The sequence below is a fragment of the Streptococcus mitis genome, from assembly GCF_023109515.1.
GTDB classification, from domain to species: Bacteria; Bacillota; Bacilli; order Lactobacillales; family Streptococcaceae; genus Streptococcus; species Streptococcus mitis_CS.
Window position 1 is genome coordinate 865648 of record NZ_JALDUM010000001.1, and the last position, 14570, is coordinate 880217.

17 protein-coding genes are annotated in these 14570 nt (G+C 40.2%); 2 read left to right on the forward strand and 15 right to left on the reverse strand.

Features of this window, described 5'->3' with window-relative positions; genetic code table 11:
• Positions 1 to 86: 86 nt before the first annotated feature.
• The 14 genes from ftsX to M1G05_RS04365 all read right to left on the reverse strand — a co-directional run bounded on the left by ftsX (position 87) and on the right by M1G05_RS04365 (position 11474).
• Complete coding sequence (ftsX, locus tag M1G05_RS04300) at positions 87 to 1013, reverse strand: permease-like cell division protein FtsX (RefSeq protein ID WP_125456331.1); 927 nt, start codon at positions 1011 to 1013, stop codon at positions 87 to 89.
• The gene (gene ftsE, locus M1G05_RS04305) at positions 1006 to 1698 is read right to left on the reverse strand and encodes a cell division ATP-binding protein FtsE (protein WP_247953178.1); all 693 of its coding nucleotides are present in this window, start codon (positions 1696 to 1698) and stop codon (positions 1006 to 1008) included. Before ftsE ends, ftsX begins: the two co-directional genes overlap by 8 nt.
• Positions 1699 to 1715: 17 nt before the next feature.
• Positions 1716 to 2811, reverse strand: a protein-coding gene (gene prfB, locus M1G05_RS04310) for a peptide chain release factor 2 (RefSeq protein WP_247953179.1) whose coding sequence is annotated in 2 segments (ribosomal slippage) — positions 1716 to 2738 and positions 2740 to 2811 — 1095 coding nt in all. Because the reading frame shifts where the segments join, the coding sequence is not laid out codon by codon here.
• 108 nt (positions 2812 to 2919) lie between these two features.
• Complete coding sequence (locus M1G05_RS04315; protein WP_247953180.1) at positions 2920 to 3576, reverse strand: CBS domain-containing protein; 657 nt, start codon at positions 3574 to 3576, stop codon at positions 2920 to 2922.
• 358 nt (positions 3577 to 3934) lie between these two features.
• On the reverse strand, positions 3935 to 4645 hold the full coding sequence (locus tag M1G05_RS04320) for an ABC transporter ATP-binding protein (protein WP_000062200.1): 711 nt from the start codon (positions 4643 to 4645) through the stop codon (positions 3935 to 3937).
• Positions 4645 to 5409: an ABC transporter ATP-binding protein gene (locus tag M1G05_RS04325; RefSeq protein WP_001185997.1), complete on the reverse strand. Its 765-nt coding sequence runs from the start codon at positions 5407 to 5409 to the stop codon at positions 4645 to 4647. The genes M1G05_RS04320 and M1G05_RS04325 overlap by 1 nt, the downstream gene beginning before the upstream one ends.
• Entirely contained in the window at positions 5409 to 6365 is a 957-nt protein-coding gene (locus M1G05_RS04330) for a branched-chain amino acid ABC transporter permease (RefSeq protein ID WP_004256818.1), read from the reverse strand. The genes M1G05_RS04325 and M1G05_RS04330 overlap by 1 nt, the downstream gene beginning before the upstream one ends.
• A 3-nt stretch (positions 6366 to 6368) precedes the next feature.
• On the reverse strand, positions 6369 to 7238 hold the full coding sequence (locus M1G05_RS04335; RefSeq protein ID WP_000941427.1) for a branched-chain amino acid ABC transporter permease: 870 nt from the start codon (positions 7236 to 7238) through the stop codon (positions 6369 to 6371).
• A gap of 116 nt (positions 7239 to 7354) precedes the next feature.
• The gene (locus M1G05_RS04340; RefSeq protein WP_000726121.1) at positions 7355 to 8515 is read right to left on the reverse strand and encodes an ABC transporter substrate-binding protein; all 1161 of its coding nucleotides are present in this window, start codon (positions 8513 to 8515) and stop codon (positions 7355 to 7357) included.
• A gap of 67 nt (positions 8516 to 8582) precedes the next feature.
• Positions 8583 to 8870: a YlbG family protein gene (locus tag M1G05_RS04345; RefSeq protein ID WP_000462118.1), complete on the reverse strand. Its 288-nt coding sequence runs from the start codon at positions 8868 to 8870 to the stop codon at positions 8583 to 8585.
• Positions 8871 to 8948: 78 nt separating this feature from the next.
• Positions 8949 to 9539 carry an ATP-dependent Clp protease proteolytic subunit ClpP gene (gene clpP, locus M1G05_RS04350; RefSeq protein WP_000613475.1) on the reverse strand — a complete coding sequence of 197 codons (591 nt, stop codon included), beginning with the start codon at positions 9537 to 9539 and terminating at the stop codon, positions 8949 to 8951.
• 173 nt (positions 9540 to 9712) lie between these two features.
• Positions 9713 to 10342, reverse strand: coding sequence for a uracil phosphoribosyltransferase (gene upp / locus M1G05_RS04355; protein ID WP_000515974.1), 630 nt, complete (start codon positions 10340 to 10342; stop codon positions 9713 to 9715).
• Between the two features lie 88 nt (positions 10343 to 10430).
• Positions 10431 to 10898, reverse strand: coding sequence for a deoxycytidylate deaminase (locus M1G05_RS04360; RefSeq protein ID WP_000136976.1), 468 nt, complete (start codon positions 10896 to 10898; stop codon positions 10431 to 10433).
• A gap of 18 nt (positions 10899 to 10916) precedes the next feature.
• Complete coding sequence (locus M1G05_RS04365; protein WP_000004136.1) at positions 10917 to 11474, reverse strand: TetR/AcrR family transcriptional regulator; 558 nt, start codon at positions 11472 to 11474, stop codon at positions 10917 to 10919.
• Between the two features lie 124 nt (positions 11475 to 11598).
• Here M1G05_RS04365 and M1G05_RS04370 point away from each other — a divergent pair, with 124 nt between their 5' ends.
• Positions 11599 to 12444 carry a DegV family protein gene (locus M1G05_RS04370; protein WP_004256807.1) on the forward strand — a complete coding sequence of 282 codons (846 nt, stop codon included), beginning with the start codon at positions 11599 to 11601 and terminating at the stop codon, positions 12442 to 12444.
• Between the two features lie 57 nt (positions 12445 to 12501).
• Positions 12502 to 13677: an aminoacetone oxidase gene (gene aao, locus M1G05_RS04375; RefSeq protein WP_247953181.1), complete on the forward strand. Its 1176-nt coding sequence runs from the start codon at positions 12502 to 12504 to the stop codon at positions 13675 to 13677.
• Between the two features lie 41 nt (positions 13678 to 13718).
• Here aao and M1G05_RS04380 read toward each other — a convergent pair whose 3' ends face one another.
• Positions 13719 to 14459 carry a MerR family transcriptional regulator gene (locus M1G05_RS04380; RefSeq protein ID WP_004256800.1) on the reverse strand — a complete coding sequence of 247 codons (741 nt, stop codon included), beginning with the start codon at positions 14457 to 14459 and terminating at the stop codon, positions 13719 to 13721.
• Positions 14460 to 14570: the final 111 nt, after the last annotated feature.

Below are 14570 nucleotides of genomic sequence, written 5' to 3' on the forward strand. Positions count from 1 at the left end.
TTATAAAAAAAAGTAGACTTTTTTCTAAAATTTTTGTAGTAAAAAAGGAGATATTAAAATCTCCTCAAATATACTTCTATTTTATTTTAGATTTTCAGGAATCGGCGCATTGAAATTCCTGATCCGATTGAACCGATAAAAATTCCAATCACAAATAATAAGGCAATCATCAAAGGAGTAAATACTTCTGGCGCAATCATAGAGAGATTTTGGCCCACTAATGATTTATTAACTGATTGGTAAACCATCTGATACACAATAAATACCAAAACTGATGGTGCAGTTGCACCCAGTAAACCGATAAAAGCACCTTCAAGTAAGAAAGGACCGCGGATATATCCATTCTTTGCACCTACCAAACGCATGATTTGAATTTCACGGCTTCGTGAAATAATGGTGATACGAATAGTATTAGAAATCAAGAACACTGCAATGAAAATCAGTAATCCCGCAATAACTAGTCCCCAGACACGAATAAATGAGGCTAACTTAAACAAGCGTTCTGTATTAGCACCACCATCTTGAACTTCTGATACACCTTCGATTTTTTTAGCCTCTTCTGCTACTGTCTTTACATCACTTGGCGTATTGGTATCAACGATATAGGCATCATAGAGAGGATTGGCATCCCCTTCAAAGATTTTCCAGTTGTCCCCCATTGTTTCTGTCAACTTTTCATATTGTTCTTCTTTACTTGAAAAGGTAACACTTTTGACGGTTGACATACCTTTCAAAGCATCATATACCTTATGGTAGTCGTTATTTGTAACAGTTTGACCTTCTTTTTCAATAGTCTCACTATTATCAGCTACGTCCTTACGAATGTATACCATTACTCGGACATTGTTTTCAATATCTGTAGCAAGTTTAGCCGTATTAAAGATAACAGATGCAAATATTGCAACCAAAGTCAAAGTAATCATAACCGAACTGACAGCTGCTACTGTCATCCAGCCATTTCGTTTCAAACTTTTTAATGATTCAAATAAATGACGAAAAAATCTACTAATCATCGTATCCATATTCTCCTTTAGCTTCGTCACGAACGACACGGCCATTTTCAATGGCAATGACACGGTGGCGCAAGGTATTTACAATCTGACTGTTGTGGGTCGCCATCAAGACAGTTGTACCTTGAAGATTGATGCGTTCCAACAAATTCATAATTTCCCATGAATTATCCGGGTCCAAGTTTCCTGTCGGTTCGTCAGCAATTAATACTTTTGGATTATTTACAATGGCACGTGCAATTGCAATCCTTTGTTGTTCTCCCCCTGAAAGTTCATTTGGGAAAGAACGAACCTTATGCTTCAATCCAACCAAGTCTAAAACTTCCATAACACGTTTTTTGATATTACGACGACTTTCACCAATTACTTCCATTGCATAAGCAATATTTTCATAAACAGTTTTCTTTGGCAAGAGTTTATAATCTTGGAATACAACCCCAACACTACGACGTAGAAGAGGAACATCTTTCCTTTTAATCTTAACCAGATTAAAACCAGCAACTGTCAGGCTTCCTTTTTCGATTTTTACTTCACGGTACAAAGCACGAATAAAGGTTGATTTCCCGGCTCCTGAAGGACCTACGATATAGGCAAATTCTCCTGGTTCAATAGTAACAGAGACACCTCGTAAGGCGGTCGTTCCGTTATCATACTTTTTGACAACATCTCTCATTTCAATGATTGGCATGTGAGCTCCTTTCTATCTTAGTTAATTCGCCACTTGAGATAGGCATCGATAAAACCATCTAGGTCTCCATCCATAACCTTATCTACCTGCGAAACTTCAAAGCTAGTTCGATGGTCTTTTACCATAGTGTAAGGGGTGAAGACATAAGAACGGATTTGGCTTCCCCATGTGATTTCCTTTTTCTCACCCTTGAGGGAATCAACCTCCGCCGCTTTCTTTTCTTGCTCCATTTGATAGAGCTTAGCCTGTAACATCTTCATGGCACGATCTCTATTTCCATACTGGGTACGATCGACCGTTGACTGGACGACAATTCCCGTAGGAATGTGTGTCAAACGCACTCCAGTTGAAACCTTATTGACGTTTTGTCCACCAGCACCACCTGAACGGAAGGTATCCATCTTGATATCATCTTCACGGATTTCCACTTCAATGGTATCATCCAATTCTGGCATTACTTCCACCGATGTGAAAGAGGTGTGGCGACGTTTGGCAGAGTCAAATGGCGAGATTCGCACCAAACGGTGTACACCCATTTCTGACTTGAGAAGACCATAGGCATTGGGCCCTTCAAATGATAGGGTTACTGACTTAATACCAGCTTCATCTCCTGCTTGGTAATCCAATACTTCCACTTTAAAGCCTTTAGCATTTCCATAGCGAGTGTACATACGAAGCAACATATCACCCCAGTCCTGAGCCTCAGTACCACCGGATCCTGGATGGATTTCCAAAATCGCATTATTATGGTCATAAGGTTCTGACAAGAGCAAGGTCATCTCGTAACTGGTCATCATCTTATCAAGTTCTGACAACTGTTCAACCAATTCTTCATGCACTGACTCGTCTTCAGCTAAAAAGTCCAATAAAATTTCAACTTCATCCTGCAACTCTTCCATTTTGTGGAAGGTGTTGTAGGTGTTTTTTAATTCATTTAATTCTTGCGACGTTTTTTGGGCCGCGATATTATCGTTCCAAAAATCAGGCTCTGTCATCTTGTTTTCCAAGATGGCAATCTCTTCCTCTAAACCTTCGAGGTCAAAGAGACCCCCTGAAAGAAGCTAATTTTTCACGATTTGCGTCAATTTTCTGACGAATTTCTGAAATGTCCATAAATACTCCTTTTTTATATCGTTTTATTATACCATAATCTATCATTTCTTTCCATCTTTTGCTCTAATCCCTTATTATACGTAAAAAGAAGCCTTTCGGCTTCCCTTCTTACAAGACTTTTGCTGAGGTACGAGTAATCTCTTCTACTTGAATATTCTCTGATTCAAATTTTTCTTTCAAGGCTGGTAAATCAATTGAGCCATCAATTTGAACTTCGATAATCACCTTACCATCTTTACGCGGAATATTGACTGTATGGGAGATATTCAAATTTTCTGCAACGATTAGAGAAATGATTTTTCCAAGAACACCAACTTCATTTTCTGTTACAAAGCGCACACGAATGCCTTCTTCTCCATAGCCAGCAATTTCAAGAAAGGCTTGGAAAACGTCACGGTCCGTAATAACACCATAGACTTGATGGTTATCTACGACAGGCAGAATACCAATCTTGTTTTTTAACATCAAATAAGTTGCATCTTCTAGACTAGCATAGCCTGAGACAGTGACAACATCACGAATCATGACATCTTTTACTTTAGTCTTATTCAGAAGATAGTTCATCTCATAGATAGAAAGACTGGTTGCTTTAGATGGACTAGCTTGCGCAATGGTTCCTTCAGTTACCAAACCAACTAATTGATCATTTTCGATAACAGGCAAGCGGTGCAACCCTTGCTCTCTCATCAAATCTGCTGCATGAGATACTGTTGTATCTGGACTAATATACACTACCTTGCGGGTCATAAAATCTTTAACTGCCATGAGACTTCTCCTTTTCTATTCTTATCCCTATTATACAATCTTTTTGCAAATCTATCAAACGCTTACATTTCTTTTTCAAAATTCAGAAAAGTATGAATAAGCTAGCAAAAAGAGCTCTGAAATCGAGCTCTCTGAATGAAGGTAAGATACATTTCATTCGATTTTTTCAATTATTAGAAATTAACCTTTTAATGTAGATAAAGATTACTTTACAATCTATATCTGTCAACTAAAAAGGTCCCCTGGACTATAATGATGATTACTTCGTAATCCTCATCCACCGACTAAAACAATCCAGTGGATTTGATAATTGCTTCGCAATCTTCATCCGCCGACTAAAAAGGTCCCCCGGACCTTTTTAGCCACCTAGATATGCTTTTCTGACTTCTTCTGATGAAGCGAGTTCTTTTCCTGTTCCTGATAGAACGATTTTTCCTGTTTCCAGTACATAACCTCGGTCAGAGATTGCGAGTGCCTTATTGGCATTTTGTTCAATCAAGAGGACAGTTGTCCCTTGTTTCTGGATATCTTGAATGATATCAAAAATCTCTTGGATAAAGATTGGGGCAAGTCCCATTGAGGGTTCATCTAAAAGAAGAAGTTTTGGTGTTGACATAAGAGCGCGTCCCATGGCAAGCATTTGTTGTTCCCCCCCTGAAAGAGTGGCTGCATCTTGGTTCTTCCGTTCTTCAAGACGTGGGAAGCGTGAGAAAACTTTCTTCAAGTTAGCTTGATTTTCTTCACGATTTTTCTTTAAGAAAGCTCCCATTTCTAGATTTTCCATAACAGTCAAGCCAGGAAAGACGTGGCGTCCTTCTGGAACTTGTGAAAGACCACCTGCCACGATTTTCTGAGCCGGCATTTTTTGGATTTCTTGACCTAAAAATTCAATCTTTCCAGAACTTGGTCTAACCAAACCAGACAAGGTACGGAGAATGGTTGTCTTACCTGCACCATTGGCACCGATAAGGGAAACAACTTCTCCTTCATTCACTTCAAAGCTTACATCACGGACTGCTTGGATCATACCGTAATGCACAGAAAGATTATCAACTTTTAACATAGACATTAGGCTTCACCTCCTAGATAAGCTTCGATAACACGTTTATTGGTCTTAATTTCGTCTGGAGTTCCTTGAGCAATCAAACGACCGTATTCAAGTACGTAGATGCGTTCTGTAACTTCCATAACCAGATTCATATCGTGTTCAATCAGCATGATCGTAATCTTAAATTCATCTTTGATACGACGAATTAACTCAGTCAATTCTGCTGTTTCCTGCGGGTTCATACCTGCGGCTGGTTCATCTAAAAAGAGAATTTTAGGTTCCGTAGCGAGGGCACGAACAATTTCCAAACGGCGTTGTTGTCCGTAGGCAAGATTTTTAGCAAGAGTTTCTGCATCACCATCTAAATCGAAGATTTTCAACAATTCCAAAGCTTTAGCCTTTAATTCTTTTTCACTCTTGTAAAAAGCTGGCAAGCGTAAGAAACTAGCAAAAACATGTTGTTTGTGATGGTTGCCAAAGGCAATCAAAACATTGTCCAAAACTGTTAAATCTTTAAAGAGACGGATATTTTGGAAAGTACGTCCAAGTCCCAAAGAAGCAATCTTATAAGGTGACTTCCCATTTAAAAGGTGACCATCAAGGGTAACAGTTCCCTCACTCGGTTCATAAACACCCGTCAAGAGGTTGAAAAGAGTGGTTTTCCCAGCTCCGTTTGGACCGATTAGTCCAACCAATTCCCCTTCGTTCAATTCAAGAGTCACATCTCCAACAGCTGTTAGACCGCCAAAATGTTTGGTTAACTGTTTTACTTCAAGTAATGCCATTAGTTTTGTTCCTCCTTCTTAGATTTTTTAAAGAAACGTGATAGGCTCAATTCCCATGTTCCAAGGAGTCCACCTGGTCTGAAAATCATTACCAATACCAAGGCCAAAGCGTAAATAATCATACGCACGCTGGCAACATCTTGGAGAAGCATATTCAAAATTCCAAGAACAATAGCTGAAACGATGGCACCTGTAATGGAACCAAGTCCACCAAAGACAACAATGATCAAAACGTTGATTGAGTTGATGAAAGTGTAATCTTTCGGTACAACTGAACCGATAAATCCTGCCTGAAGTGACCCTGCAATACTTGCAGTAATAGCACCAAAGACGAAGGCGATGATTTTAATCTTAGTCGTATTAACCCCAACTGACTCAGCAGCGATTTCATCCTCACGAACAGAGAGAGTTGAACGACCAATTGGACTACGCAAAAAGTTCAAGGTTGCAATGGTTGTAATCACGACAAAGAAGTAAACCATTTGCCAGGTTGTAAAGTTAGGAATTCCCAAGATACCTGCTGCACCATTTGTAAGGCTTCCACCATTGATGATAAAGATACGGATAATTTCAGAAACACCGAGAGTTGCTACCGCAAGGTAATCCCCCTTCAAGCGTAAGGTTGGAATTCCGACAAGCAAGGCAACTGCTCCTGAAAGCAAAGCACCTAACAGCATGGCTCCAAAGAAGGCACCGTAGGTTGGTGATTTAGAACCAATAATAGCAGCGGCATAGGCACCAATCGCCATGAAACCAGCATGACCAAGTGAAAATTGGCCTGAAAAACCAACGATTAAGTTGAGACCAACAGCCAGAATAATATTAATTCCGATTTGTTGTAAAATCTGTACATAGAATAGATTGAGTACTCCGACTGAAACCAATACACTAATCAAGCCATAGCCAGCTAACAAAAGGAGTAACCATAGAATATTAACTTTTAAATTTTCTTTCATCGTTTACACCTTCTCTTTCACATTTTTACCAAGGATACCAGCTGGGCGGACAATCAAGATCAACAACAAGATTCCATAAACAATAGCATCACGGAAGTCTGACATTCCAAAGGCTGTCGCAAAGGTTTCCAATAGACCAATCACAAAACCACCAAGAGCTGCACCAGGAATAATTCCGATACCACCAAGTACTGCGGCAACGAAAGATTTAAGACCTGGAGTAACTCCCATCAAAGGCTCAAGAGAGTTATAATAGAGGGCAATCAGAACACCAGCCGCACCCGCAAGAGCTGACCCCAAAGCGAAGGTAAAGCTGATAGTACGGTTTACATTGATCCCCATCAATTGCGCCGCATCGCTATCTACGGATACTGCACGCATGGCTTTCCCCATCTTAGTCTTTTGGACAATGACTTGTAACAAAATCATCAAAATCAAGGAAATGGCCAAAATCATTAACTGCACGTTTGTTAGGCTAACTGGTCCCAAATCATAGCGAACTGTTTGAATCGCTTGAGGGAAGGCACGGGTATTAGCACCAACCAGATAGACCATCCCATATTCCAATAGGAAAGAAACCCCAATAGCTGTAATCAAAACAGCAATACGAGTAGAGTGACGCAAAGGTCGGTAAGCAAGGAACTCAATCACGACACCAAGAATGGCTGTCGCTAACATAGCTACAATAAGAGCTACAAAGAAATTCATTTGGAAAGAATTAATCAAGAAATAACCGATAAAGGCTCCCATCATATAAATATCACCGTGGGCGAAGTTGATGAGCTTGATAATTCCGTAAACCATGGTATATCCTAGGGCTAACAGCGCATAAACACTACCTAGAATCAAACCATTTACTAGTTGTTGGAGCATAAGATTCACTCTTTCTATTTATAATTTTGAGGGTTTCCCCTCACTTTTTGATAGGTTCTTAAACACCGAAACAGGGAGTGAGTCAGAGGCTCATTCCCTATTTCAACATTTTTCTATTATGGTTTTACAACTTCTGCTGCTTCAACCTTACCATTGTTCATGGTCATCATGTAAGCAGTTTTGACTGTGTTGTGGTCTGCATCGAAGCTTGTTTGACCAGTTACACCTTCAAAATCTTTTGTTTTAGCAAGGTTATCCTTGATTTCACCTGAGTTTTTAGCACCTTTTGCTGCGTTTGCTACAAGGTGAACTGAGTCATAAGCCAAGGCTGCAAATGTTGAAGGCTCTTCGTTGTACTTAGCACGGTAAGCATCAAGGAAAGCTTTTGCTTTAGCTGAAACTTCTACAGTAGTTGAGAAGCCTGAGATAAAGTAGATGTTTGATGCTTTTTCAGCAGTTGCTTGTTGTACAAACTCTTCACCGTTGAATCCATCACCACCAACGATTGGTTTATCAATTCCCATACCACGCGCTTGGTTTACAATTTTACCAGCTTCAGTGTAGTAACCAGGGACGATGATAGCATCAAAGTCTTTCCCTTTCATTTTTGTAAGGGCTGCTTGAAAGTCTGTGTCACCTGCTACGAAAGTTTCATCTGCAACGATTTCACCTTTGTAAGCTTCACGGAAGGCTTTAGCAATACCTTTAGCATAGTCGCTGGCATTGTCAGTGTAAAGAACAACTTTCTTAGCGTTTAATTTTTCAGTAACATAGTTTGAGATAATTTTTCCTTGGAAGCTATCTTGGAATGTTCCGATAAAGAGGTAATCTTGACCTTTAGTCAATCCATCTTGAGTCGCACTTGGCGAAATCAATGGAACACCTGCTTTTGTAGCGTTAGCTACAGCAGCTGCAGTTGCACCAGATGTCGCAGGTCCTACGATTGCTGATACCTTAGATTGGGTTACTAGGTTAGTTGTTACTGAAGCCGCCTCAGCAGTTTCAGATTTATTATCTTTATCAACTACTTCGATTTGTTTTCCGTCGATACCACCTGCTGCATTGATTTCATCAACGGCAAGTTGGGCACCTTTTTGTTCAGATGTTCCGTAGGCAGCTACGGCACCAGTTTCTTCGAAGTTAAATCCAATTTTGATTGTCTTTTCCTCTACTGAGTTACCAGCAGCGTTTGACGCTCCAGACTTCACTTCTCCACAGGCTGCAAGAAGTGCTACACTTGCAAGCGCCACAAACGATAGGGCAAATTTTTTCTTCATCTTTTTTTGTCTCCTTATTTCTTAAATAAATAGCATGTTAAGAATATACCGAATTATCAGAAAATTGTCAACACTTTTCTTGAACTTTTTCGATGATAACGTTTTCCTCTCGATGAAGATTGCCCACAAAGGGTGTTTCCAGCTCTTGGATATGACAAACCCTGACTTTTTTTATAAACTTTTCCTTGCCCAAGCGCCCGACCAATTGCTCCATTTCTTGAGTTGGAACATAGAGTTGTAAGTAACGATGTTTCTTGGAATGATAGGTAATATCTCCATAATCCTGCAATTTTTTGGCATCACGATTATAGTAAAGATAGATAATCAAGCCAGATCGATTGACTTTTTCAAACATGATAAATCCTCTTTCTAAGAAATCTCTCCCTATTATACCAAAAAAAGCAAACCCAGTCGAGTTTGCCTTCTTTGATCATTAATTCAATGAATTGTTGGCCATGATTTCATCAATAAAGCCATATTCAAGTGTTTCTTGGGCACTCATCCAGTTATCGCGTTCTGCATCTGCGTGAACTTTTTCGATTGACTGACCTGAATTTTCAGCCAAGATTTTTTCCAAGGTATTACGAGTTTTAAGCAAGTGTTCTGCAGCGATCGCCATATCGGTTTGTTGAGTACCACCACCTGTACCACCCATTGGTTGGTGGATCATATACTCTGCATTTGGAAGCATGAAACGTTTGCCTTTTGCTCCACTTGATGCGATGACCGTCCCCATAGATGCAGCCATCCCCATAACGATAGTTTGGACATCTGCCTTGATAAAGTTCATAGTATCAACGATTGCCAAACCAGCTGAAACAGAACCACCAGGTGTATTGACATAAAGGTAAATATCTTTTGTACTATCTTGGGCATCCAAGAAAAGCAATTGGGCAATAACAGAGTTAGCCATATTGTCTTCAACTGGACCTGTCAGCATAATGATGCGGTCTTTAAGAAGACGTGAGTAAATATCGTAGGAACGTTCTCCACGGCTTGTTTGTTCAATAACTACAGGAATCATTCAATTCTCCTTTTGAGTTTTAATTTTGTTGGTCAAATGACTGAAGATAAGACTATTATAATATCTTGGTCAAAAAAGGTCAAATTTTTGCTCTGCTTTCATTAGACAGAAACAAAAATTCAACCCCCTTTCACGACTGGAAATCCTTTTCCAAGTCAATCTTCTTTTCGATCTTATTTCGTACCGAACAAGCGGTCCCCAGCATCTCCAAGACCTGGAACGATATATCCATGTTCGTTCAAACGTTCATCCAAGGCTGCTGTAAAGATTTCTACATCTGGATGAGCTTCTTGAAGGGCTTTTACACCTTCTGGAGCAGATACAAGGCAGACAAATTTGATATTTGATGCGCCACGTTTTTTAAGAGAATCAACAGCCAAGATTGCTGAGCCACCTGTTGCCAACATTGGGTCTACGACAAAAATTTGACGTTGGTCAATATCTTCAGGCAATTTCACCAAGTACTCAACTGGTTGAAGCGTTTCTTCATCACGGTACATACCGATGTGACCAACCTTAGCAGCTGGAACCAAGCTCAAGAGTCCATCAACCATTCCGATACCTGCACGCAAGATTGGAACGATGGCCAATTTCTTACCTGCCAATTGTTTTTGAACTGTTTTTGTGATTGGTGTTTCGATTTCCACATCTTCTAGTGGAAGATCACGAAGTACTTCATACCCCATCAACATTGCAATCTCATCTACTAGCTCACGAAAAGCTTTTGTAGAAGTATCTGTACGACGCAAGATTGACAATTTGTGTTGAATTAATGGATGATTAATAACTTCAATTTTTCCCATTTTTGGAATTCCTTCTTTCAATTTATTCTTCTTATTATACCAAAAAACGGTTTAAAAATCTTTCTAAACCATTTATTTTTGATATTTTTTACATTAGATCAGCCTCTTTAAGAGCTGTCTGTACTGTCTCAAGTGGTAAATGAGTCAATTCTGTCCCTTTTTCTTGATAAAGGTATTGGGCGTAGTCGTCCATTCTGTACTGGTTGATATATACCACGCGCTTGCAGCCGACCTGCAATAATTGTTTGGTACAATTCAGACAAGGAAAATGGGTTACATAGGCTGTAAAACCTTTAGGAACACCACGTTCTGCACCTTGAAGGATAGCATTGACCTCAGCGTGAAGGGTGCGAACACAGTGGCCTTCAATGACTAGACATTCGTGGTCAATACAATGCTCGGTTCCTGATACTGAACCATTGTAACCAGTGGAAATTACCTTATTATCTTTTACCAAAATCGCGCCCACTTTGGCACGTTTACAAGTGGAACGATTGGCAATTAGTAAGGCTTGGGCTGCAAAATACTCATCCCAGGCCAGTCTTTTTTCAGTCATCTCTTTTCTCCTTTTTCTCTATTTTTTAAAAAATGGTAACCGTAAATCCGCTATCTTTTCAGCAGGTACCTTCATGCCATCCTTGATCCATTTTAGAAGGACAGAGACGATGGCCGAGCTCCAGAAGGAATGAAGATAAGAGCTGACACCTTTTGATTTTCCATGATACTTTTCTAGAAATTCCTGCATGGCTTGGACAAAGATTTTTTCCAGATGGTAATCTAAGGCCAATTGAATCACTCTGGCTTCCTTTCTTGCTTCTCGGAAAAGGTGAACCCAGACCAGATAAAGGTCTGTCTTTAAATCATAATGATGCAACTGTTCCATAATATTGTGGACAGTTCGTTTAAAGACGCTTTCTAAAATCTCCTCTTTGGAATCATAATTACGGTAAAAGGCTGCACGAGAAACGCCTGCACGTTTGACCAATTCAGAAATACTAATCTTGGTCAAGTCCTTTTTTTCCAAGAGTTGCAAGAGGGCTGTTTCGATGGCTTCTCTAGTTAATAAATTGGATTCTTGGTTTGATTTTCTGAGATTTTCAAGAGATTTTTCAGAGATTCTACGTTCAGACATAACATTTTCTTTCTACTTGTCACAACAGACGGATGAGGCTTTTGTTTCAAGGGTTTTCATGATATAATTGTAAAAAAAGACAGAACCTTTGTCAATGTATAACTGACAAAGATGGAGAATTTCTATGACTTGGAAGATTATTGCTGACTCTGGTTGTGATTATCGTCAGCTGGCAACACCAGCTATTGACACGACCTTTGTAAGTGTCCCCTTAACCATTCAAGTAGCTGATCAGGTCTTTGTTGATGATGCCAATCTTGACATTGACCAAATGATGGAAACCATGTATGCAACTGCAGAAGCTTCAAAATCAGCTTGTCCAAGCCCAGATGATTATTTGCGAGCATTTGAAGGAGCCAAAAACATTTTCCTAGTAACCATCACTGGTACTCTTTCTGGCAGCCACAATAGTGCTCAACTAGCAAAAAATATTTATCTGGAAGAACATCCTGACACTAAGATTCATGTGATTGATAGTTTGTCTGCTGGTGGGGAAGTTGACTTGCTCGTAGAAAAATTGAATGACTTGATTGACCAGGGCTTATCTTTTGAAGAAGTGGTTGAAGCTATCACTGCCTATCAAGAAAAAACCAAGTTACTTTTTGTCCTAGCCAAAGTCGATAACTTGGTGAAGAACGGCCGTTTGAGCAAGCTTATCGGTACGGTCGTTGGCCTTCTAAATATCCGTATGGTCGGAGAAGCTAGTGAAACTGGAACTCTCGAATTGCTACAAAAAGCACGAGGACCAAAGAAATCAGTTCAAGCTGCCTATGAAGAATTAGTCAAGGCTGGATATGCTGGTGGCCGTATTGTCATGGCTCAACGCAATAACGAGAAATGTTGCCAACAGCTTTCAGAGCGAATCCATGAAACCTTCCCACAGGCGGATATTAAAATTCTCCCAACATCTGGTCTCTGCAGTTTTTATGCGGAAGATGGCGGTTTGCTGATGGGATATGAAATTGATTAATTGCATTCTTGACAAGAGGTGACCATCATCTCTTGTTTTTTGTGGTACAATAGAGCTATGAAACATTTTGATACTATTGTCATTGGTGGAGGTCCTGCTGGTATGATGGCTACGATTTCCAGTAGCTTTTATGGACAGAAAACCCTCCTCATCGAAAAAAATCGGAAACTTGGAAAAAAATTAGCTGGGACTGGTGGGGGACGCTGCAATGTGACCAACAATGGTAGCTTGGACGACCTACTAGCTGGCATCCCTGGAAATGGGCGCTTTCTCTACAGTGTCTTCTCCCAATTTGATAACCATGATATCATCAACTTTTTTACTGAAAATGGTGTTAAACTTAAGGTCGAAGACCACGGCCGCGTCTTTCCGGCTAGTGACAAATCACGAACTATAATCGAGGCTTTGGAAAAGAAAATTACTGAGCTAGGCGGTCAAGTCGCTACTCAAACCGAGATTGTTTCGGTTAAAAAGGTGGATGACCAATTTGTTCTTAAATCAGCTGACCAAATCTTCACTTGTGATAAACTGATTGTCACAACTGGTGGAAAATCCTATCCTTCCACTGGTTCGACTGGTTTTGGACATGAGATTGCCCGTCATTTTAAACACACCATTACCGAACTTGAAGCCGCTGAAAGTCCTTTGTTGACAGATTTTCCACACAAGGCCTTGCAAGGAATTTCATTGGACGATGTGACCCTTAGCTACGACAAGCATGTCATCACTCATGATTTGCTCTTTACCCACTTTGGTTTGTCAGGCCCTGCTGCCCTGCGTATGTCTAGTTTTGTCAAGGGTGGGGAGGTTCTCTCACTGGATGTTCTACCTCAACTTTCTGAGAAAGACTTGGCTACATTTCTAGAAGAAAATCGGGAAAAATCTCTAAAAAATGCTTCAAAAAACTTGTTTCCAGAACGCTTGGCAGAATTTTTTGTGCAAGGCTATCCTGACAAAGTCAAACAACTGACTGAAAAGGAACGCGAACAACTGCTCCAGTCTATCAAAAATCTCAAAATCCCTGTAACTGGTAAAATGTCTCTTGCCAAGTCATTTGTTACCAAGGGTGGCGTCAGTCTCAAGGAAATCAATCCTAAAACTCTAGAAAGTAAGCTGGTCCCTGGCCTCCACTTTGCGGGCGAGGTACTGGATATCAATGCTCATACGGGGGGCTTTAACATCACTTCTGCCCTCTGTACCGGCTGGGTGGCGGGAAGCCTGCATTATGATTAAAAACTCTATAGTAGAAAAATCGGAAGAATACTCCTCCGATTTTATTTTGTCTGAGTTTGGACATAGTGGGCAATCACATCTGATGTGTACTGGGCTGTTCCAGGTCCAAATTTGTCAATGTTTTCCTTAAATTCTGGGTTGTAGACGTAGCCTTTACCGATGTGACCGAATACCTCAATAGAGCAGTCAAATCCATAAGTACGGATGGCTTGCAAGAGTTTGGCAGCTTCTTCTTGGTTTTCTGTTGCTGTTACAGGTAGACCAGCTTGAAGATTTTGTGCCAAAGCTTGAAAAACTTGGTTGAAGGCAGCTGTAGCCTCGTTTTCGTGACCTTTCTGGCGCTCCAGCGCTTGGTCCATGACTTCTTGTCCATATTTCTCTACCGCCTCTTGGTGGTATTTTTGATGGTCTTGGTAGTTAAATCCAGCGAATTTTTCCTCAATGCTCATTTCTCTTTCTCCTTTTTGTTCTTGAATGGTTTTTTGCAAGGTTGAAATCAAGGTATCCAGATGTTGCCTTTCTCTGGTCAAATAGTCCAACTGTCTGGTCAAGTGAGGCAACAAATCTGATCTATCTTCCTTTAACAGCTCTGCTATTTTTTCCAAAGAAAAACCTAGATATTTGTAGTAAAGAATGACCTGAAGGCGTTCCAAATCCTCTTGACTGTAAGTTCGATATCCGTTTTCTGACTTTAAAGGGACCAGAAGGCCTATCTTGTCGTAGTGGTGCAGGGTCTTGACAGAGACACCTGAAAGCTGGGCAGCTTCTTTTATATGGTACATGATTTCCTCCTTCCACTAATAGTATAACCCCTCCCCTTAGGTCAGAGTCAAGTGTTTTTATGAGATTTTTTAAACTGTTAAAGAAAGGTCTAAAAGCTTGAAAATGGTTTT